This window comes from Nocardia sp. NPDC003963 (assembly GCF_053605105.1).
Window position 1 is genome coordinate 124,836 of the sequence record NZ_JBSGIP010000007.1, and the last position, 19,719, is coordinate 144,554.

At 68.6% G+C, this 19,719-nt stretch carries 19 protein-coding genes; 8 read left to right on the forward strand and 11 right to left on the reverse strand.

Annotation, left to right across the window (positions count from 1 at the left end):
* Window positions 1-90 precede the first annotated feature (90 nt).
* Window positions 91-408 (forward strand): hypothetical protein, encoded by a 318-nt coding sequence (locus ACWEWT_RS16245; protein WP_452559675.1) that lies wholly within the window; start codon window positions 91-93, stop codon window positions 406-408.
* Between the two features lie 169 nt (window positions 409-577).
* Here ACWEWT_RS16245 and ACWEWT_RS16250 read toward each other — a convergent pair whose 3' ends face one another.
* The 6 genes from ACWEWT_RS16250 to ACWEWT_RS16275 all read right to left on the reverse strand — a co-directional run bounded on the left by ACWEWT_RS16250 (window position 578) and on the right by ACWEWT_RS16275 (window position 5,853).
* Window positions 578-910, reverse strand: a complete 333-nt coding sequence (locus ACWEWT_RS16250; RefSeq protein ID WP_452559677.1) for a hypothetical protein — start codon at window positions 908-910, stop codon at window positions 578-580.
* 69 nt (window positions 911-979) lie between these two features.
* Window positions 980-2,116: an ABC transporter substrate-binding protein gene (locus ACWEWT_RS16255; RefSeq protein ID WP_452559679.1), complete on the reverse strand. Its 1,137-nt coding sequence runs from the start codon at window positions 2,114-2,116 to the stop codon at window positions 980-982.
* Between the two features lie 41 nt (window positions 2,117-2,157).
* Window positions 2,158-3,024: an ABC transporter permease gene (locus tag ACWEWT_RS16260; RefSeq protein ID WP_452559681.1), complete on the reverse strand. Its 867-nt coding sequence runs from the start codon at window positions 3,022-3,024 to the stop codon at window positions 2,158-2,160.
* Window positions 3,021-3,782 (reverse strand): ABC transporter ATP-binding protein, encoded by a 762-nt coding sequence (locus tag ACWEWT_RS16265; protein WP_452559683.1) that lies wholly within the window; start codon window positions 3,780-3,782, stop codon window positions 3,021-3,023. The genes ACWEWT_RS16260 and ACWEWT_RS16265 overlap by 4 nt, the downstream gene beginning before the upstream one ends.
* Before the next feature lie 113 nt (window positions 3,783-3,895).
* The gene (locus ACWEWT_RS16270) at window positions 3,896-5,092 is read right to left on the reverse strand and encodes an amidohydrolase (protein ID WP_452559685.1); all 1,197 of its coding nucleotides are present in this window, start codon (window positions 5,090-5,092) and stop codon (window positions 3,896-3,898) included.
* A gap of 17 nt (window positions 5,093-5,109) precedes the next feature.
* The gene (locus ACWEWT_RS16275) at window positions 5,110-5,853 is read right to left on the reverse strand and encodes a sulfite exporter TauE/SafE family protein (protein ID WP_452559687.1); all 744 of its coding nucleotides are present in this window, start codon (window positions 5,851-5,853) and stop codon (window positions 5,110-5,112) included.
* A 206-nt stretch (window positions 5,854-6,059) separates the two neighbouring features.
* Between ACWEWT_RS16275 and ACWEWT_RS16280 the strand changes: the two genes are divergently transcribed.
* Window positions 6,060-6,728 (forward strand): GntR family transcriptional regulator, encoded by a 669-nt coding sequence (locus tag ACWEWT_RS16280; protein ID WP_452559689.1) that lies wholly within the window; start codon window positions 6,060-6,062, stop codon window positions 6,726-6,728.
* Between the two features lie 56 nt (window positions 6,729-6,784).
* The gene (locus ACWEWT_RS16285; RefSeq protein ID WP_452559690.1) at window positions 6,785-8,095 is read left to right on the forward strand and encodes an amidohydrolase family protein; all 1,311 of its coding nucleotides are present in this window, start codon (window positions 6,785-6,787) and stop codon (window positions 8,093-8,095) included.
* Between the two features lie 7 nt (window positions 8,096-8,102).
* Here ACWEWT_RS16285 and ACWEWT_RS16290 read toward each other — a convergent pair whose 3' ends face one another.
* Genes ACWEWT_RS16290 through ACWEWT_RS16310 form a run of 5 tightly spaced genes read right to left on the reverse strand, consistent with a single transcriptional unit; the run spans window position 8,103 to window position 13,134 of the window.
* The gene (locus ACWEWT_RS16290) at window positions 8,103-8,909 is read right to left on the reverse strand and encodes an ABC transporter ATP-binding protein (protein ID WP_452559692.1); all 807 of its coding nucleotides are present in this window, start codon (window positions 8,907-8,909) and stop codon (window positions 8,103-8,105) included.
* A gap of 25 nt (window positions 8,910-8,934) precedes the next feature.
* Complete coding sequence (locus tag ACWEWT_RS16295; protein WP_452559694.1) at window positions 8,935-9,831, reverse strand: ABC transporter permease; 897 nt, start codon at window positions 9,829-9,831, stop codon at window positions 8,935-8,937.
* A complete protein-coding gene (locus ACWEWT_RS16300; protein ID WP_452559695.1) occupies window positions 9,828-10,802 on the reverse strand; it encodes an ABC transporter substrate-binding protein in 975 nt (324 codons plus the stop codon). Before ACWEWT_RS16300 ends, ACWEWT_RS16295 begins: the two co-directional genes overlap by 4 nt.
* Window positions 10,799-11,986 (reverse strand): amidase family protein, encoded by a 1,188-nt coding sequence (locus tag ACWEWT_RS16305; RefSeq protein WP_452559696.1) that lies wholly within the window; start codon window positions 11,984-11,986, stop codon window positions 10,799-10,801. The genes ACWEWT_RS16300 and ACWEWT_RS16305 overlap by 4 nt, the downstream gene beginning before the upstream one ends.
* Window positions 11,983-13,134, reverse strand: coding sequence for an acetamidase/formamidase family protein (locus ACWEWT_RS16310; protein WP_452559698.1), 1,152 nt, complete (start codon window positions 13,132-13,134; stop codon window positions 11,983-11,985). Before ACWEWT_RS16310 ends, ACWEWT_RS16305 begins: the two co-directional genes overlap by 4 nt.
* A gap of 306 nt (window positions 13,135-13,440) precedes the next feature.
* On the opposite strand from ACWEWT_RS16310, the gene ACWEWT_RS16315 reads away from it, so the two are divergent.
* The 5 genes from ACWEWT_RS16315 to ACWEWT_RS16335 all read left to right on the forward strand — a co-directional run bounded on the left by ACWEWT_RS16315 (window position 13,441) and on the right by ACWEWT_RS16335 (window position 19,649).
* Window positions 13,441-14,139, forward strand: a complete 699-nt coding sequence (locus ACWEWT_RS16315) for a FadR/GntR family transcriptional regulator (protein WP_452559700.1) — start codon at window positions 13,441-13,443, stop codon at window positions 14,137-14,139.
* Between the two features lie 70 nt (window positions 14,140-14,209).
* The gene (locus ACWEWT_RS16320) at window positions 14,210-15,073 is read left to right on the forward strand and encodes an alpha/beta fold hydrolase (RefSeq protein ID WP_452559701.1); all 864 of its coding nucleotides are present in this window, start codon (window positions 14,210-14,212) and stop codon (window positions 15,071-15,073) included.
* 189 nt (window positions 15,074-15,262) lie between these two features.
* The gene (locus ACWEWT_RS16325) at window positions 15,263-16,849 is read left to right on the forward strand and encodes an acyl-CoA synthetase (RefSeq protein ID WP_452559703.1); all 1,587 of its coding nucleotides are present in this window, start codon (window positions 15,263-15,265) and stop codon (window positions 16,847-16,849) included.
* A gap of 757 nt (window positions 16,850-17,606) precedes the next feature.
* Window positions 17,607-17,963: a hypothetical protein gene (locus ACWEWT_RS16330; protein ID WP_452559705.1), complete on the forward strand. Its 357-nt coding sequence runs from the start codon at window positions 17,607-17,609 to the stop codon at window positions 17,961-17,963.
* A gap of 159 nt (window positions 17,964-18,122) precedes the next feature.
* A complete protein-coding gene (locus ACWEWT_RS16335; protein ID WP_452559706.1) occupies window positions 18,123-19,649 on the forward strand; it encodes a hypothetical protein in 1,527 nt (508 codons plus the stop codon).
* Window positions 19,650-19,719: the final 70 nt, after the last annotated feature.

Here is a 19,719-nt window from a genome sequence, read left to right on the forward strand (position 1 = left end):
GATCGGCCCGCACTCCTTAACGTCGATGCAACCGTCGCACCGAATATCTGTGCCGGAGAACAGGTGCGCGGGCGGACTACGGACCAAGGGGTGAGCATGCGATTCGAGGTGAAGGTGAGCAGTTACGGAGACCGGTGGCTCCTCTCCGCACCTGCGTTCGGTGTGCGGAAGATCGTGGAGGACGAGTCCGCCATCCGTACCGAGGCGCACCGGATGATCGCCCGATGCGGGACCGCTCCCGCCGTCTTCGAGATAGATCTCGTACCGGGCGGGCCGCCACCGGGAAACGCCGGGCCCACACCGGTGGAGGTGCACGGCCAGGGGCTCTTTCCCCGGGGCGCTTCGCTATCCGAACTGCGGGCCGCCGGGCGCGGCGTGGACGAATCACCGATCGACGACGGCTTCTGATCCGGCACGACCGTCGACCGGGACCCACCGTGCTCGCGGTTCGCGTGGTCGGGTGATCAGGTCGTCGTATTCGGCCGGGCGTGGAACCGCGCGTAACAGCGGGAGGAGATAGAGCCGGGCGGCCGGGGCGGCTACCGTGGCGGCACGCCGGGCCCGGCCGGCGATCGGGTCACAGGAAGTCGGCAAGCACCCGGTTGAACCGCTCGGGCTCTTCGGAGAACGGGGCGTGGCGGTGACCGTACGCGCCGAACTCGCCGGCCACGATGTCCCGGAACCGGCCGATTCCGTTGCAGCCGAAAGTTATCGGGACGAATCCGGACTGCTCCCGGGGGCCACCGCACCGGGTATCCGGCAGTTGCGGCAGCGGATCGGACAGCGGTCCCCGGCCCACGACCGGCGGCATCCCCCGGGCCGACGCCGCCACCGGACCTGCCACTGTGGCGAGCCCGGCCCGCCGGCTCACCCGCGAGCAGGCGAAACAACGCACGTCCCCGGTAGCCACGGCACGGTCGGCTACCGGGGACGCCCTCGGATATCACCGGATCGGGCCGGCTCTCCGAGACAGGGGTATTCAGGGTTCGGTAACTCCCGGCAGGGCGATGGCGGGGTCGATGAATTCGTTGGTCACCAGATCGGTGGCGGTGAGTCCGTCGGCGATCCGATCGCCGCGGGCGCGCAGGATCGGGGTCACCACGTCGATCACCCGGTTCACCCGCGCCTCGTCGAAATTGCCGAGTGTCCCGTCCGGACCGTTGCCGACGATCTTCTCGGCCACCTGTACCGCGACCGAATCGGTGTTACCGGCGGCGGTCATCGGCGGGCCGTCGGGGATGGTCTCGGCGATCCGCAGCAGCGCCCGGTTCACCGGTTCGGGATCGGCGATGTAGTCGACCTGGGCCTGCTGCAACATCGGGACCAGTTCGGTCAGGCAGGGTCGCAGGGCGTCGAGTTCACCGGCGCGCACCGACCAGGCGTGCGGGTAGATCTCGTAACCGGATTCGTGGATCAGCAGATAGTCGGTGGGTTTACGCCAGCCCTCCACATCGTGTTCCCATCGATAGGGTTCGTTGGACACATAACCCTGCTGCATGACACGGCCGCGTTCGGCGACGAAACGACTCGGGGTGCCGTCGAACGAGGCATCGGCCTGATCCGGCCGCACGTAACCGTTGGTGGTCAGATAGTCCATGAATATCTTGCCCTCGCTGTACACCACGGGGGCACCGGTGCCGGGTACGTCATTCCACGACCGGATCTGGTAGGTCGCCGGATCCCACATCACGATCTGCGGATTCACATCGAGCGAGGCGAATACCCCGGTCACCGGGAATTCGGCCTGCGCGCGCACGGCGTCGTCGGTGGGTACGAAACCCAGGGTGATCGAGGTGTCCTGGTACATCTGCGCGGGTACGGGCTGGCCGCCCAGGAACGGGCCACCCAGCCGGACTTCGACATTGACGCCGGTATCGCCCAGCGGGCCCGCGTAGGAGCCCTTGTTGACGTCCACCGTGCCGTCGGGGCCGACGAGCTGGAACGCGGCGGCCCGCTCCGGGGTGGCGTACCAGTCGGTCTGGATCACGACCGTCGACGGGCAGACCCCGGCCAGCGGGCCCTCACCGGTGGGTTCCGGGACCGAACTCGCACCTCCGCACGCGGTGAGCAGCGCGGTGCCCGCGAGAGCGGTGAGGGCAGACAGTGGTTTCTTCATGGCACTTCCTGAGGTGAACTGGATGGGGCGGCGGTGGGATATCAGTGGCCGCGACGGCGGCCGTGGGCCCGCTCCACGCGGACGGCCAGGAAATCGAAGAACCAGAACAGGAGCAGACCGGCGAGCGAGGAGAGCAGCAACGCGGTGAGCAGTTCCTCGGTGGCCAGCCGCTGTCGATAGACATCGATCATCCGGCCGATACCGGGTTCGCCCTGGCGGAAGAAGAAATCGGCGACGATCGAGCCGATGATCGCCATTCCGCCGGAGATCTTGAACCCGGAGATCATCGCGGGCAGCGCGGTGGGCAACTGGAGTTTCAGCAGCCGCTGCCACCGGCTCGCGCCGTGCAGCGTGAACAGATCGTGTTCGGCCGGCGCGACCGCTTTCAAACCGAACAGCGTATTGGTGACCACCGGGAACAGCGCCACCATCACACAGACGATCACCCGGCTGCCGAATTCGTAACCGAACCAGAAGCCGAACAGCGGGACCACGGCGAGGATCGGAATGGTCTGCAGGATCACCGCGTACGGGTACAGCGAGTACTCGGCCCAGCGCGCCTGGCTCATCACCACCGCGAATCCGACGCCCAGCGCCATGGCGATGACCAGACCGCTCAGCGCGACCAGCACCGTGGACCCCAGGGCGGACAGGATCTCCGAACGCACCGCCGAGTCGAGCAGTCCCTCGCTGATCACCTGGTCGGGTCCGGGGAGCAGGAATCGCGATTCCGCGGCGATCAGATGGTGACTCGCGAAGTACCAGAGACCGGTCACGACAACGAAAACCACGACGGGCGCGATGATCCGCACCGGTGCCGGGCGGCGACGAGCCGTGCGCCGGGCCGGTTTCGGCCGATCCGGGGTGACGACCGGAGTCGCGGCGGTATCCGCCGCGACCGTGGTCATGCCGCGACCTCCTGTTCGGCGGCGTGCAGTGTGCCCGAGACCGCACCGGCGATCGCGGCGAACTCCGGGGTGTAGCGCAGTCCCGGTTCCCGGGGAAAGTCCAGCGGCACCGGGATATCGGCGGCCACCCGGCCCGGACGTCCGGTGAGCACGACGACCCGGGTCGACATGAACACCGCCTCCGGAACCGAATGGGTGACGAAGACTCCCGCGAACGCGTCGCGGCGGAAGAGGCTGCCCACTTCCTCGTTCAGCCGCTGGCGGGTGATCTCGTCGAGCGCACCGAAGGGTTCGTCGAAGAGGAACAGCTCCGGCCGCAGTGTGAGCGCGCGGGCGATGGAGGCCCGCATCCGCATACCGCCGGAGAGCTGGGCGGGTTTGTGTTTCTCGAATCCGCCCAGGCCCACCCGTTCGATGGCGTCCAGCGCGGCCGCCCGGCGTTCGGCCCGATCCACCCCGGCCAGTTCCGCGGGCAGTTCCACATTGCGCAGCACCGTGCGCCACGGCAGCAGTGTGGCTTCCTGGAAGACGTAACCGAGGTGTTCGGTGGCGACCTCGACCGCACCGGAGCTGGCTTCTTCGAATCCGGCCGCCAGTCGCAGCAGGGTCGATTTACCGCAGCCGGAGGGTCCGACGAGGGAGACGAATTCGCCCGGGCGGACGGCGATATCGATATCGCGCAGCGCGGCGGTCCCGTTCTCGAAAACCATGGACACATTCCGGAACGTGAGGGCCGGATCCGGTTCGTTCGTATACATTGCCTCCCCCGGAAGGGTCGGCGCCGGGATAGCCTTTGTACTCATGGAACAGTTTTATCGGCTGCGCGTTGCCGATCGCGGTCCGCCGGATTACACCCCTGTTTCGTATACGATCAAGAAACCAATTGTCCGTCCCGAGCCACCACCCGGCCGGCCTTGAGGACCAGTTTCCGGACCGGGACACCGACCACCGCCGCCGCCGGAGTCGCGGCCTCCACCACGAGGAGGTCGGCCCGGGCTCCGGCCGCCAGCCCGTGGTCGGATACCCCGATGACCTGCGCACCGCCGAGAGTCCCGGCGGTGAGGGCCAATTCGATCTCCTCATCGGAGAGCAGCCGATCGCGGAAGGCGACGGTACTGATCCGGCGCAACATATCGCCGTCGCCGTAGGGGGTCCACAGATCCCGGATCCCGTCGTTGCCCAGCGCCAGCGTCGCACCGGCGGCATGCATCACACGCAACGGAACCACGGGCGCGTCACCGACCGCGCAGGTCACCATGGCGACTCCGGCTTCGGCCAGGCGGTCGGCGATCCGCCGCTGCTCGTCGGGCGGCAGCGCGCCCATCGCGTACGCGTGACTGATGGTGACCCGGCCGGCCAGCCCGGTGGCCTTCGTCCGCTCGATGATCAGCTCGAATTCCCAGGCCCCGAGAGTGCCACCGTCGTGCAGGTGGATATCGATCTTCGCGCCGTACCGTTCGGCCAGTCCGAAGATGAGGTTCAGCTGTCCGGTCGGGTCGCCGTCGTATCCGGCGGGGTCGATTCCGCCGACCACCTCGACGCCGCCGGCCAGCGCCTCGTCCAGCAGCTCCGCGGTCCCGGGCTGGCGGATCAGGCCGCCCTGCGGGAAGGCGACCAGTTCGACGTCCACCCGGTCGCGGTGCCGGGCGGCGGCGGTGCGCACCGCCTCCACCCCGGCCAAGCCGACCGAGGGGTCGATATCGATATGGCTGCGCACGTGCGCGGTTCCCCCGGCGATCATGGTCGCGAGCAGACCGGTGCAATAGTCGGCGTTCGGGATACCGAGTTCGGCCCGCCGGTTCTCGCCGTTGGCGATCCGCCCGGCCAGCGAGCGGCCACCGGTATTGGGCACCCACGGACCGCCCCACAGGGTCTTGTCCAGATGACAGTGGGTATCGACGAATCCGGGCAGGACCAGCGCCCCGTCCAGTTCGACGGATTCGACGCCGGGGGCCGTCAGACCGGCGCCGATCTGCTCGATCCGCCCGTCCCGGAGCAGCAGATCGGCGGATTCCAGCGCTTGCCCGGGCATCCACGGGCGCCCGTTGCGCAGCAGGAGATCGGTCATGGTTCCTTCTTTCGGGTTCACGTGAACAACATGGCGATGCCCGCACCGGCACCGAAGACGATGACCAGGGCACGGAACGCGCCGGGGCGCAGCCGGTCGGAGATCTTGGCGCCGACCATGCCGCCGAGCAGACAGGCCGGGGCCAGCACCAGGACCGACCACCAGTCGACCGGGCCGAACAGGGCCACCGCGATGGTGGCGGTGGTGGAGACGGCCAGGGTGAGCACACTCTTCAGGCCGTTGAGCAGGTTGAGGGAGGCGTCGATACCGAGCGCGAGCGCGGTGAGCAGCACGATGCCCATACCGCCGTTGAAGTAGGCGCCGTACACACCACCCAGGAACACCCCGGCGAAGAGGGTGAACCGCGAATCGCCGCCCTTCTCGGAGAGCTTCCGGGAGATCAGCGGTTGTGCGGCGAACAGCCCGGTCGCGGCCAGGATCAGGTAGGGAACCAGGGCGGTGAACACCTCGGGCGGCGCGGCGAGCAGGGCCACCACTCCGCCGATCGCACCCGCGGTGCCGACGATGATCAGCCGGGGCAGCAGGCTGCGATGTTCCACCAGCCGCGAGCGCAGCGCCGCCGCGCCACCCAGGTATCCGGGCCAGACGGCTACGGCATTGGTCACCGTCGCGGTCACCGGCGGCAGGCCGGTCGCCACCAGGGCGGGAAACGACAGCAGGCTGCCGCCGCCGGCGATGGTGTTGCACACGCCGGCGCCGAAGCCGGCCGCCAGCAGCAGAACCGCGTACACGGGATCCATGGCGTCCTTCCGATCACAAGTGACTCCGGATCGTATACGAAACCCGCTGCCTCTGCCGTCCGTGTGCTGCCGGTCACGCGGGAAACCCGCCGCTCCGGGAGGCCGCACCGGCAATTCGAATGCTTTCCTGGTATCCAGGTGAAGTACCGGGCGGCAGATCGTATGCGACCGCTCGCCGATTCATTCCCAGCCGAACCGAGGACGATGTGGACAGCACCAACCCGCGGATGACCAAACAGCAGGTGTGCCGCGCCATCCGCGACGACATCATCCGCGGCGTGTTCGCACCGGGGCAACGGCTGACCGAGGACACACTCGCGGAGAGCTACGGGGTCTCCCGGGTACCGGTCCGGGAAGCACTGCGCACCCTGGAAGCCGAGGGTTTCGCGTATTCGCGCCCCTACGCCGGTACCTTCGTCGCCGAATTGACCGAGGCGGAGGCGGCCGATCTGCTCGAGATCCGCGCCCTGCTCGAACCGCTGTGCGCGAGCCGGGCCGCGTCTCGGCGCACCCCCGAACAACTCGGCCGGCTCAAGGAACTGACCGCACTGGGCCAGGAATCGGTGCGCTCGGGCCGGCTCGACGATCTGACCAGGCTGAACAGCCGCTTCCACGAAGTACTCGCCGAGGCCTCGGGCAGTAGTCTGCTGGCCGGTCTGATCACTCAGCTCGGCTGGAAGATCGCCTGGGTGTACGCGGTCGAACTCCCGCGCCGGGCCACCGATTCCTGGGACGAGCACGAGCGGATCTGCGGCGCACTCGAGGCGCACGACGCCGAGCTGGCCCAGCGACTGGTCACCGAGCATATCGCCCACGCGACCACCGCCTATCGCCTCCGCCATGCGCGCCCGGCGCCCTCGGGCGCGGGGTCGTAACCTCCCGGAAGCAATTCGCCGGCCTACCGGAAACACCCGGGTCGTATACAAAATATGTGACCTCTTCGGCCCCTCAACTGTCCCCGGCGGCCCCGGCGCCACTCGGCACCACGGATCTGCTGCTCCGCAACGCCCGTATCGACGATGAATCAGCCCTGGTGGATATCGCCGTGGTGGATGGTGTGATCATGGCGATCGGCCCGGCGCTGCCGGTCGGCGCCGCCGACGAGATCGATTGCGCCGGCCGGGTGGTGATACCGGGGCTCGTCGAATCGCATGTGCACCTGGACAAGGCGCTGCTCGACGGCGAACGCGCGAACCCCGACGGCACGCTGGCCGGGGCCATCGCGGTCACCGCGGAGCTGAAACGAGAGTTCACCCCCGCCTCGATCCGGGACCGTGCCCGCCGCGTACTCGAACAGGCGATCGTGCACGGCACTACAACCCTGCGGGCGCACCCGGACGTGGACCCGATCGTCGGCCTGCTGGGGGTGCACACCCTGCTGGAACTGCGGGAAGAATTCCGCGGCCGGATCGATCTGCAGATCGTGGCCTTTCCGCAGGAGGGGATCTTCCGGGCGCCCGGCACTCTCGAGCTGCTGCGGGAAGGTCTGCGCGACGGCGCCGATGTGATCGGTGGCTGCACCTACAACGAGGATTCCCTCGCCCAGTGCCGGCGTCATATCGATATCGTTTTCGACCTGGCCGCCGAATTCGGGGTCCCGGTCGACCTGCACGCCGATTTCGCCGACGACACCGCCGATCCGCGCTTCGCCCTGGCCGATTACATCGCCGAGGTCACCGATCGCACCGGGATGGCGGGCCGGGTGACCATCGGCCACGCGACCTCACTGGCCGCTCGCACTCCCGCGGACCGGCAGCGGGTCCTGTTCCGGCTCGCCGACGCGGGTGTGGCCGTGGTGCCGCTCCCGGCCACCGATATGTTCCTGGGCGGCCGGGCCGATACCGCGAATATCCGCCGCGGTATCGCACCGGTCCGGGAGCTGTGGGCGGCCGGGGTACGCACCGCTTACTCCTCCAACAACATCCGCAATGCCTTCACTCCGTACGGCAATGCCGATCTACTGGATATCGGCCTGTTCCTGGCCCAGACCTCGCATCTGGCCGGCCCCGCCGAGCTGACCCGGGTCCTCGGAATGGCCACCTACGAGGCCGCCGCCGTCGTCGGGATCGCCGACGACTACGGAGTACGGGTGGGCGCGGCGGCCGATCTGGTGGTGCTGTCCACCCGCCGGATCGCCGACGCGCTGCTGGACCGGCCCGACCGCTGCTATGTGGTGAAAGCGGGCCGGGTCGTCGCGCGGACGACCCGGACCCGGGAACTGCTACCGGCGATCCCGGTCTGAGCGCAGATCAGGCGACCGCCCGCGCGCCCTGGTGGATCAACCCGTCGATCCGACGCTTGTAATCGTTGAACTCCGGAGCGGTCGCCTCCCGCTCGCGCGGCAGATCGATGGTGACCACCTCCCGTACATGCCCGGCCGTACCGTGCGCGGTACCGCCGGCCATCACCACCACCCGGTCCGACAGGTACACCGCTTCTTCGACGCTGTGGGTCACGAAGACGACCGTGACACCGGAATCCTCGTGGATACGGGCGAGTTCGGTCTGCATATCGCTGCGGGTGAGGGCGTCGAGAGCCCCGAAGGGTTCGTCCATCAGCAGCACCGCGGGCCGGTTGGCCAGTACCCGGGCGATGGCGACGCGCTGCTGCATACCGCCCGAGAGTTGGTGCGGGAACGAATCGCGCACCCGGGTCAGCCCGACGGTCTCCAGGCTGCGATCGGTGGTCTCGCGGATATCGGGCCGGGTCATTCGAGCCTGTTTCGGTCCGTAGGCGATGTTCTCCGCGACGGTGAGCCACGGGAACAGGCCGTAGTCCTGGAACACCACCCCCCGATCCGGACCCGGCCCGGTGACCGGTTCGTCACCCACCGAAACCGTGCCCTGGGAGGGGCTTTCGAAGCCGGCGAGAATCCGCAGCAGCGTCGATTTCCCGCAACCGCTGGCACCGACCACACAGACGAATTCCCCGGCGGCGATATCGAGGTTCACCCCGTCCACCGCGAATCCGGCAGCGCCCGGATAGCGTTTACCCAGTCCGTCGAGCACGATTCGCGCGGGCCGGTGCGGCCGGCGGCGAGTGGAGTAGATCTTCATGGTCGGCTCCTGGTCCGAGAAAGGGTCACGGAAGCAGCGGTCGCCGTCCGGCGACCAGGCGTACGGCGAGCATCATGAGCCGGTCGGCCAGGAATCCGGCCAACCCGATCACGATCATGACGGCGACGATGAGATCGGTACGGGACTGCTCCCGCGCCTGGGTGATCAACGCGCCCAGCCCCACCCGGATACCGACCGTCTCCCCGACGACCAGAATCACCCAGGACAGTCCGAGCGCGATCCGCAATCCGGAGACGATCGTCGGTATCGCCGCCGGTAACACCACCTTGTACAGGGTCTGCGCCGGTGGTGTGCCGAGCATCGCGGCCGCTTCGAACAGCCGGGCCGGAACGGCGCGTACCCCGGCGATGGTGTTGATCAGGATCGAGAACACCGCGGCCAGGAACACCAGGAAAATGGTGGCCCGGTCGCCGAATCCGATGATCAGCAGCGAGAGCGGCGCCCAGGCCGTCACCGGAATCGGGCGGATCAGGTTCAGTGTCGGTTCGAGCATCCGGTAGACCAGCGGTGACCGTCCCATCACGATCCCCAGCGGTACCGCCACCGCCGCCGCGATCGCGAACCCCTGGAGCACCCGGACCGTACTGGCGTACAGGTGCAGCCACAGGGTGCCGCTGTAGGAATCGTCGACGATCCCACCGACCGCCAGATCCGCCAGCCGCCGCGCCACCTCGACCGGAGTGGGCAGGAACTGCATCTGGATACCGAACGGCAGGGTCCAGCCGCCGCCGACACCGCGGTCCCACAGCAGCAGTATCACCAGCGGCACCGGAAGTGCCCACAGGAGCGCCACCGCCCGGGACCGGAAGCGGTCGCGCCGCGGCCCCGTATCCGGTGAACCGGTCCCGGCCGTGGTATCCGGCTCGGCCGTCCGCCCGGCCCTGGTCTTCAGCGTGGTCATCGCTGGGTGTCCACGGAATCGAGGAATTCGGTCCGGAAGACCTTGCTCATATCGGGGGCGGCGGGCAATTGATCGAAATCCACCATCTGCCGGGCCAGTTCGGTGACCCGCTGCCGGTACTCGTCGTCGAGTTCCCAGCGCAACTGCACATTGTCGATGGCGATATCGGTGACCGCGCGATCCAGGCCGAAGGTCTCCACGAGACCGCTCGCCCAGGCCGCGCGGTCACCTTTCATGAAACCGATGGCGCGAGCGAAGGTCTGCACGGTGTCGCGCGCACGGTCGGGGTGTTCGTCGAGGAAGCGCCCGTTGCCGCCGAGCACGATATTGGTGGCACCGATCGGGGTCTCGTAGGGCGAGACGATCTGGTGGGCACCGGCCTGCCGGGCGATCGACACACCCATTTCCGCGCTCAGGAAGGCGTCGACCCGACCGGAGCTGTAGGCGCCGGCCATATCGGAATACGCCAGATTGACCAGCTGTACATCGGTCTCGGGGTCCAGGCCGAGCTCCCGCAGAGTGAGTTTCAACGCGATCTCCTGCGAGGAACCCGCCGGGAACCCGATCCGCTTACCCCGCAGCTCCTCCGGGGTCCGGATCCGCGGCGATCCCACGAACCCGGATCCGCCGTCGGCCGCCGAGGCGATGATCTGCACATCCTGTTCGGCCGCGACGCCGGAGAGCATCGCGGGCGCGCCGAGCACGCCGATATCGATGGCGCCCGAGGCGAGCGCGTTCTTGATATCCGGCGAGTTCTCGAACAGCACGATCTCGTAGGTGGTGTTCTCCGGTGCGAACCGCTGCATGAAATACGGGGCGTAGAGATGGGGCTGGCCGCGCAGCGTCCCGATCCGGATGGCGCCGGAGTCCCCGCCGGCGCTGTCGGGTGTGGCGATACAACCGGTCAGGCCCGCCACCGCCAGCAGCAGCACCGCGACGATCGAGAAGATGTGACGGAGTGGTCGTTTCATGGTCGGTCCTCACTGTGGAGCGGTCCCCCGGCAGCGCCGAGCGCGAGACGGAGCAGGGAAAGGTCGGTGCCCGGTGCGCCGAGCAGGCAGAGGCCGGCCGGGAGACCGGTGCCGGACCGCAGCGGTACCGTCACCGCGGGCAGACCGGCGAGGGAGGCCAGACAGGTCAGGCGCAGGGTGCGGGCACGGGCCTGTCCCCAGGCCACCTGCCCGCCCGCGCGCGGCGGTGGCGGGGTCGCGACGGTCGGCAGCAGTAACGCGCGATCGCCGATCGTGGACCGCAGGCTCGCCGCGGCGGCGGCCAGGACCGCACGCGCGGCCGCCGCGTCCGCCGCCGTGACCGTCGCGGCGAAGGCGAACCGTTCGGCCACTTCGGGTTCCAGTACTCCCGGATGGGCGGCGACCCACCCCCCGTGGTTCGCCCATGCCTCGTAGGCCTGGACGGTACGAAAGGCCACGATCCAGCTGTCGGCGGGGCGCAACTCGACCGATGCCGCGCCGACCGAATCCGCCACCCGCTCGACCCTGGCCGCGAGCTCGGGGTCGGCGTATCCGCATACCGCCGGGTCCACCGCGAACCCGGAGGCGGTGGCGGTATCGGCGCCGAGTACGCATTCCGCGACGGCGGCCAGAGTCGCCCCGTCGCGGGTGATCCATCCCACGGTGTCGAAGGACTGGGCCAGCGGCAGCAGACCCGAGGTGGCGGCCCGGCCGGAGGTGGTCCGGATACCCCACAGCCCCTGATAGGCAGCCGGAACCCGGATCGAGCCCGCGGTATCGGTACCCAGACCGATATCGGCCTCACCGCGGGCCACCGCCACCGCCGGTCCGCTCGTGGATCCACCCGGAATCCGGTCGGGCGCGGCCGGATTCACCGGCATACCGAATTCGCCGTTACCACCGGTGAGGCTGTAGGCGAATTCGTCGGTCCGCGCGATACCGCCGATCCGGGCTCCGGCCGCCAGCAGTCGCGCCACCGCGTCCGCGTGACGCGGCTCCGCCACCCGTTCCCGCTGATAGGCCGCCACTCCGGCGCCGATGGGGTATCCGGCCACCGCGAACAGATCCTTCACCGCCACGGTCCGTCCGGACAGCGGCCCCGCCGCGGCCGCTTCCACCAGCGGTGCACCGGTCACCCGCCAGACGCTGGTATCGATACCGGGATCCGCGGCAACCCCGCTCATCGCACTCGCTCCAGCACCCGGCGGGCGAACGCGGTATCGGCCACCCGGTCGAAATCCGCACAGCGGACGGCGGCGTGTACCCCGCGGACCTGGTCGACCGCCTGCGAGATGGTGAAATCGGCGGCGGCACTGAGGTACAGGTACGCCTGTCTGGGATCGGCCTCGAACAGCCCGCTCACCAGTTCCACGGCGTGCGTCACGCACAACTCCAGGGCAGTGTTCAGATCCGCGTGCAAGCCGGTCGGGATCAGCAGCCCGTGCGCCGCGGCGAACGGGCCGATCCGGCCGCCGAACCCGCCCGCGATCTCGGTCGCGGGGATCAGGTCCAGGGTCAGCCGCGCGCGCAGCGGGGCCTCCAGGGCTGTCAGCGCGACCTCGCCGTCGCCCTGCGCGAAATGCGGATCCCCGATGTAGAGCAGCGCTTCCGGCACCTGGACCGGGAGGAACAGCGTGGCACCCGCGGTGAGGAGTTTGACGTCGATATTGCCGCCGTGCGGACCGGGCGGTACCGAATTCACCCGGGTCCCGGTATCGGTGGCCACCCCGATGATGCCCAGGAACGGCGCGAGCGGAAAAGTCGCGTGCCCGGCCTGTCCGGATACGTCGAGCGGCATCGTGGCGAACCAGCGATCGTCACCGGGGACGACCCGGCAGAACTGCCCGTAGTCACCGTCGAATCCGGCCCGGCCGCTGAGTACCCCCCGGCCGTGCCGGGTCGATACCACTCCGTAGGGGGCGCGCATGGTCAGCGCCTCGATCCGGATGGCGAGCAGATCACCGGGCCGGGCACCGGCGACCGCGATCGGCCCGGTCACGATATGCGGCCCGGCCCCGGGTTCGCGGGTCCGCCGCGCCGCCACCGCCACCGCGTCGGCCAGTACATCGGCGCGATCCACACCGTGGTTCCCGAAGTACCACAGCGGATCCGAGCCCTGATCCTCCAGGATTCCCTCGTGGCTGACGGTATCGATCACGACGGTGGATCCCGGCTCCACAGTGGCTACCGCGGTATCGGTCCGGCAGGGCAACCGCCCCCAGAGGACCCGATCGGGTTCGGCCGGTACGTACACCGTGCCCGGATCGATTCCGGTGTCCTGCTGCAGAACCGGAAAGGCCGGGGCCTGTTCTTGCGATGCCAGCGTCGTCACGGCGCTCCTTATTGGTCCGACCACCTGATGTACCGACCGTAAGAGCCGCTGAACCGGGACGCGACCGCTGCGGCGGAACGTAACGACCGGTTTACGGGCCCGCAATACAACCACGGAAAGTGCTGACCATCGGTAACTTTGCCGAATCATCACAGCCTGCTGGAAACCCGCGGCGACAATCGGCGGACGGCTACGTACAATCCACAACGAAGCAATCTCCCGACATTGGCCGGACCTTTTCCGGCCAGAGTTCTCCGCCGGGATTCACCAGCCGTGGCCGTTCGGCCGGTATCAGGAGGGGCCCGTATGACCTTCGCATCGATCCCACCGATGCGCCGTCAGTCGCGCAGTGTCAGCGCGGAGGTGGCCGCGCATCTGGAGAAGCTGATCATCAGCGGCGAACTACGCGCCGGCGATCGGCTGCCCCCGGAGCGGGAACTCGCCGCGAGTATGAACATCTCGCGTTCGTCGCTGCGCGAGGCCATGTTCGAACTGGAATCGAAGAAGCTGGTGCTGCGGCGTCAGGGCCGGGGCAGCACCGTCGCCGATATCCCACGGGGCGCATCCCAGTTGCACGGAAGTCTCGCCGATCTCGATGTCGAACTCGGCTACGCCACCGAACTGCGCGATCTGGTCGAACCGCGGATCGCCGAACTCGCCGCGTTACGCGCCGTGGCGTCCAATCTGCTCTCCCTCGACGACGTACTGACCCGTTCGCACGAAACCCTGCCGCCCGCGGAATCCATGCGCCTCGATATCGAATTCCACACCCTGCTGGCCCACGCGGCACAGAATCCGCTGCTGGTCACGCTGTGCACGATGACCACCGAATGGACGCAGCGCACCCGGGCGCTCTCCCATCGCACCGCGCTGGGCCGCCGGGTCTCCATCCAGGGCCACGAACAGATCTACCGCGCGGTATCCGAACACGACGGAGCCGCGGCGGCGGCCGCGATGGAGCAGCATCTGCGCGAGGTCCGCGAGATCAGCACCTCGAACAGCTGAGCTGCCGCGGACCGCGCACCGCCGGTTCCGTAGCGTGGCCCGGTGGTGGCGCAGACGAGGAGGTCCACTCATGACGGCGATCGACGGCGGGCAGACGGTACGCGCCGGTGACCGGGACATCTACTACACCGAGCACGGGACCGGCCCGGCCGTGGTGCTGCTGCACGGCGGCGGACCGGGCGCCTCCGGCCGGGCGGCCTACGCGCGCAATATCGAGGAGCTGTCCCGCCGGTTCCGGGTGATCGTCCCGGATATGCCGGGATACGGCCGGTCGGCCAAGCGGATCGATCAGTCCGACCCCTTCGGCGACCTCGCCACCGCCGTCGCCGGCCTGCTGGACGTCCTGGACCTGCAGCACGCCCATCTGATCGGCAATTCCTACGGTGGCGCGGCGGCGCTGCGGCTGGCGATGGACCGGCCGGAACGCGTGGGCCGGCTGATCCTGCTCGCTCCGGGCGGTATCGGCACCACCCGGAACCTGCCCACCGAGGGGCTGCGGGCACTGCTGGCGTACTACGGCGGCGACGGCCCGAGCCGGGAGAAACTGGCCGTTTTCCTGCGCGAATACCTGGTCCACGACGGTAGCGCGATCACCGAGGCCATGATCGACGAGCGCTACCGGGCCAGTCTGGACCCCGAGGTCGTCGCGAATCCACCGTTGCGCCGCCCCGCCGGTCCCGGAGCCGTCCGCACCCTGTTCCGGATGGACCTCAGCCGCGACCCCCGGCTGCGCCGGGTCGAGCACCGCACGCTCGTGGTCTGGGGCGCCCGGGACCGGGTGAACCGGCCCGTCGGCGCACGTCTGCTGGCGGACCGGATGCCGGCCTGCGATGTCGTGCTCCCGGCGGCCACCGGTCACTGGGCGCAATGGGAGCGCGCCGAGCTGTTCAACGAGCTGGCCGCGGCCTTCCTGAACGAGCCGTCGCACCCCTGAGTAAGAACGGCCACCGAAATACCGGACGGCCCGCGAGTTCCGGAAAACCGACGAATCGCTGTTCACTTTCCGCTATCGTCGCGATCGCCGGGCGATTGCCCGGCGGGGGCCGGTGACGCGCGAGCGACACGGGCCCCTTCTCGGCCAGGCGGTCGGCCTCCGATCGCGTCGCTTCCGTGAAGGAGCACTATGTATCCCGGCGCGCATGTCGATAAAACCCCCGATAAGCCAGCAGTTATCGTCGCCGAGACCGGCGCGGCGCTGACCTATCGGGAGCTGGAGGACAACTCCGTCCAGCTCGCCCGGCATCTGCACGCCGCCGGGTTGCGCAAGGGCGACCACATCGCATTGCTCTCCGGTAATGACCCGAAGGTGTACGAGGCCTACTGGGCTGCTCTGCGATCGGGGCTTTACATCACGGCGGTCAACCGGCATCTGTCCCCGGCCGAGATCAGCTATATCGTGAACGACTGCGGCGCGCAGGCACTGATCGTCTCGGCCGAACTGCGCGAAGCGGCGGAGGCGATCGTCGAGCAGACGCCCGACGTGGAGATCCGGCTGGCCTTCGGCGGTCCGGTCAACGGCTACGAGTGCTACGAGGACGCGCTGGCCGCGCAGCCTCCGCAACCGCTGCCCGATCAGCCGCGCGGCGCCGATATGCTCTACTCCTCCGGTACCACCGGACGGCCCAAGGGCATCGAACAGCCACTGTCGGACGCCCAGGTCGGCGACGCACCCGGCGACCCCTACACCGCCGTTTTCGGACCGCTCTACGGTTTCGGCCCCGAATCGGTCTACCTCTCCCCCGCGCCGCTCTATCACGCCGCGCCGCTGCGTTTCGGCGGTGTCGTCCAGGCACTCGGCGGCACGCTCGTGGTGATGGAACGGTTCGACGCCGAACAGGCACTGGCCGCGATCGAGCGCTACCGGGTCACCCACAGCCAATGGGTCCCCACCATGTTCGTCCGGATGCTGAAACTCGACGCGGCCACCCGCGCCCGCTACGACCTCTCCAGCCTGAAAGTGGCCGTACACGCCGCCGCCCCCTGCGCCGTCGACGTGAAACGCGCGATGATCGAGTGGTGGGGCCCGGTGCTGTTCGAGTACTACGCCTCGACCGAGGCCAACGGTGCCACCTTCATCGACAGCGAACAGTGGCTACGCAAACCGGGTTCGGTGGGCCCGGCCGGGATGGGGTCGATCCGGATCTGCGGCGAGGACGGCACGGAACTGCCCACCGGCGATATCGGCACCATCTATTTCGAACGCGACGAACTCCCCTTCGCCTACCACAACGACCCGGCGAAAACGCAGCAGGCGATCCACCCGGATCACCCGACCTGGACCACCACCGGCGATATCGGCTACGTCGACGACGAAGGTTTCCTGTTCCTCACCGACCGCAAAGCGTTCATGATCATTTCCGGCGGAGTGAACATCTATCCCCAGGAGATCGAGGACGCGCTCACGCTGCATCCGAAGGTCTTCGATGTCGCGGTGATCGGTGTTCCCGACGAGGAGATGGGCGAATCGGTGAAGGCCGTGGTCCAACCGGCACCGGATATCGCCCCCGGCCCCGAACTGGCCGCGGAACTGCGCGAATACCTACGCGAACGGATCGCCCACTACAAGGTGCCGCGAAGCTTCGACTTCGCCGACGAACTGCCCCGCACACCGACAGGAAAGCTGGTCAAGGGCAAACTGCGCAGTATCTATGGCGTCGCCTCCGGCGCCGCGGGGGCGGGGCCCTATCAACCCCGGTTCTTCACTCCGTAATATCGGCGCCGCCTCCGGCAGCGCGGGGCGGGGCCCTATTAACCCCGGTTCTTCACTCCTTCGCTCAGTCGCTGCGCTCCTTCGCTACGTCGCTCCAGAACCGGGGCGGGCCCCGCCCACCGAGGTGGGCCGTCCGGAATACGGCGGAAGGGTGGCCGGATAGCTTGCTCGCGACTCCGTGCCGGTGGGGTACCCAGGTCGGCGCGACGGCGGGTGGCCGCGACGTCGAAAATCCATCGCATCCAGTACCCGCCCGGTCCCGCCGTGATCTGGTAGCGGCACAGCGATACTCGGTCGGATGTTGGTCGCGCCGCCGTCGGCGCGGCGGCGTCCGCTCCGGTTCTTCACTCCGGCGCTCCAGAACCGGAGCGGGCCCCACCTACGAATGCCGACCGTCCGGAGCAGACGGAAGGTAGCCGGGTTGTTCTGCGGACAGGCCCGGCAATATCGGTGCACAGTGATCCGGCCCGCTCTACAGGCGACCCGGCGAGATCGACAGCTGTGCGGGGAGTGGCCGGCCTGCACGCAGCCCTCCGGCTCCGCCCCGTTCCCGAGGCCTTGTTGTCCGGCTCCGCACCGGCCCGGCCGACGGGATCGGGCCGGGGACGCATGCCGCCGGCGAGTCGACGAGTTCCGCTTGGCGGTAGCGGGCCCGACGTATGTTCCGCGCCAGTTGGGGCCGAGCCTCGCCGACCGCGCCGGCGGGGATGTTTGTCCGGCCACCGGCTGGCAATACCGCGGCCAGGAGGACCGAGCCATGAGCAACGATGCGGAGAAACGCTGGCCCGATGACGGCAGCTTCCGCCGGGCGGTGCGCTACAGCCTGGCGGTGCTCGTGCTCGCGGCGCTGGTCGGCGCGATCGCGGCGGTCTGGGCGGCGACCGGGCGGTGCCGGGACGCCGATGCGCTGATGTGCGATACGGCGGCCGCGACCGCCGTCCTGTTCGGGCCCGGAATCATCCTGTTCGCGGGTGGCGTCGGCGCCTTCGTGGAAACGATCCGGGTCTGGCGGCGCGAAGGCCCGTGGCCGATCTGGCAGGGGGCCGGTTGGTTCCTGTTCTTGATCATGCTCTTCTACCTGGGAATGGGCGCGAGCACAGTACCCGCGGACTGACCGGCGGTCCGCACCGGCCCGGGCACCCCCACGCTGGTGGGAGCAACCGCCCGGTAGCGCTGCTAACTCACCGGCACCTGTGGCAGACTTTCGAGGAATGCTCGGACTACGGCCGCTCGACGACCGTGCGCGGAAGGTGAAGCGGGAATTGAGATCGCGATGGATCTGATCGCCATCGAGGGCCGGGTGGCCGCGGACCGGCTCACGGCGCGGGACCGAACACCCGAGGCAGAACTCCAGCTCGCCACCACCCTCTGCGAGCTGGCCTCGGCCTATCTGGCCACCCAGACCGACGGTTCGGTGCGCAACCGGGTGGCGGGCGCGCTGGAACCCGCGCAGGAAGCGGTGATGATCCGGCTGCGCTGGTTCACCTCCGGTCATGTGTCGGCTGTTTTCGCCAACCAGGTCCAGGACACCCTGCGGCTGCTCGAACAGGCGGCCCGCGCCATCGGCCATCGGGAACTCGCCACGGCCACCATCCGCGATGCCTGCAACGCCTATACCCGGGTGGCGCACGACCATCCCAACGCGGCCGGAGTCTGCGCGGACGGTCTGTCGAAATGTGGTGTGTGGTTGTGCCGCCTGGATCCCGGCGCGGCGGTGGTCGCCACCGACGAGGCGGTCCGGATCCGCGCCGGTCTGTTCCAGGCCGACGCCGAACAGTCCCGGAAATACCTCGCCACCCTGAACACGCTGCTGCGCACCCTCATGGTGGGCCGCCAGCGCAAACAGGCGGTGGCCATGTATCGCGAGCGCTACACCGCGCTCACCACGCCGGCCATGGCCGCGCAGCTGCGAAACCTGAAGATCGAGGAGATCGGTTTCACCAACAAGACGCAGTCCGCGCTGCGGAAGCTGGAATGCCGGACCCTCGAACGCGCCGGTTATCTGACCCAGCAGCAGATCCTCTACCAGAGCGCAGGGGATCTGGCCACCATCGAGGAGATCAACTGGCAGCTCGCGCTGGTGGGGCTGAAACCGCTGGTGGCCGGAGCGATGCCGGATCAGCCGGCCAAACCGGTGGAGATCGGCTCGTCGTTCGGTGCGCTGAGCGTGCTGTGCTCGGCACCCGATGCGCTGGAGCAGGTGCGCGACGCGATCGTCGCCGCCTATACAGCGGCCGGTGCCGAACCGGTGGATATCAACACCGCCTACGGAGTGGACAAGGCGCACTGGGGCACCCGGGATCCGCAGCTCAACGCCGCTGCCGAACTCGGCGAGGATATCGTGCTGGTCGAGCGGATGTCGGGCAGCTGGATCGGTGTCAAAAGCCTCAAATGGGAGCTGACCCCGGTGGCGAAGAACCCGCTGGCGCTCTCGCTCTCCCAGCACTGGCCCGTGATGAGCGTGACGAGTACGGAGAATCTGGCCTACGAGTTGTGCTGGTACGAGCAGGGTGCGGCCACGCAGTACGCCGCACTCGGCCGGCCCGCCGAACCGGTGGCCCTGGATACTCCGTTGGCGCCGTTGGACTTCGGCAAACTCGCCGACTACGGCGCGGATTACGCCTCGGAGACCCAGATCCGCTCCGCGTTCGGTAATGCCACCATGTTCGCCAAGCTCACCGAGCTCCCGGCCAGTGGTATCCGGCAGGCTGCCGAGGCGCAGCCGCTGGCCGGATACGGCGAGCGGGTGCTGTGTTTCCGCGTCGCGACCTCGAAACGTCCGGGTGTTACGCGCGGGTAGCACCCGAGCACATCCGATCCGCGAATAAACCGTAACGCCCCGGCTTCGAATCCCGAAAAGAATGCCTGGT

Coding starts and splice junctions, on each gene's coding strand:
- ACWEWT_RS16335 (WP_452559706.1), top strand. CDS start 18,123: ATGGATCTGATCGCCATCGAGGGCCGGGTGGCCGCGGACCGGCTCACG.
- ACWEWT_RS16315 (WP_452559700.1), top strand. CDS start 13,441: ATGACCTTCGCATCGATCCCACCGATGCGCCGTCAGTCGCGCAGTGTC.
- ACWEWT_RS16260 (WP_452559681.1), bottom strand. CDS start 3,024: ATGACCACGGTCGCGGCGGATACCGCCGCGACTCCGGTCGTCACCCCG.
- ACWEWT_RS16305 (WP_452559696.1), bottom strand. CDS start 11,986: ATGAGCGGGGTTGCCGCGGATCCCGGTATCGATACCAGCGTCTGGCGG.
- ACWEWT_RS16325 (WP_452559703.1), top strand. CDS start 15,263: ATGTATCCCGGCGCGCATGTCGATAAAACCCCCGATAAGCCAGCAGTT.
- ACWEWT_RS16320 (WP_452559701.1), top strand. CDS start 14,210: ATGACGGCGATCGACGGCGGGCAGACGGTACGCGCCGGTGACCGGGAC.
- ACWEWT_RS16270 (WP_452559685.1), bottom strand. CDS start 5,092: ATGACCGATCTCCTGCTGCGCAACGGGCGCCCGTGGATGCCCGGGCAA.
- ACWEWT_RS16300 (WP_452559695.1), bottom strand. CDS start 10,802: ATGAAACGACCACTCCGTCACATCTTCTCGATCGTCGCGGTGCTGCTG.
- ACWEWT_RS16265 (WP_452559683.1), bottom strand. CDS start 3,782: ATGTATACGAACGAACCGGATCCGGCCCTCACGTTCCGGAATGTGTCC.
- ACWEWT_RS16290 (WP_452559692.1), bottom strand. CDS start 8,909: ATGAAGATCTACTCCACTCGCCGCCGGCCGCACCGGCCCGCGCGAATC.
- ACWEWT_RS16255 (WP_452559679.1), bottom strand. CDS start 2,116: ATGAAGAAACCACTGTCTGCCCTCACCGCTCTCGCGGGCACCGCGCTG.
- ACWEWT_RS16330 (WP_452559705.1), top strand. CDS start 17,607: ATGAGCAACGATGCGGAGAAACGCTGGCCCGATGACGGCAGCTTCCGC.
- ACWEWT_RS16275 (WP_452559687.1), bottom strand. CDS start 5,853: ATGGATCCCGTGTACGCGGTTCTGCTGCTGGCGGCCGGCTTCGGCGCC.
- ACWEWT_RS16295 (WP_452559694.1), bottom strand. CDS start 9,831: ATGACCACGCTGAAGACCAGGGCCGGGCGGACGGCCGAGCCGGATACC.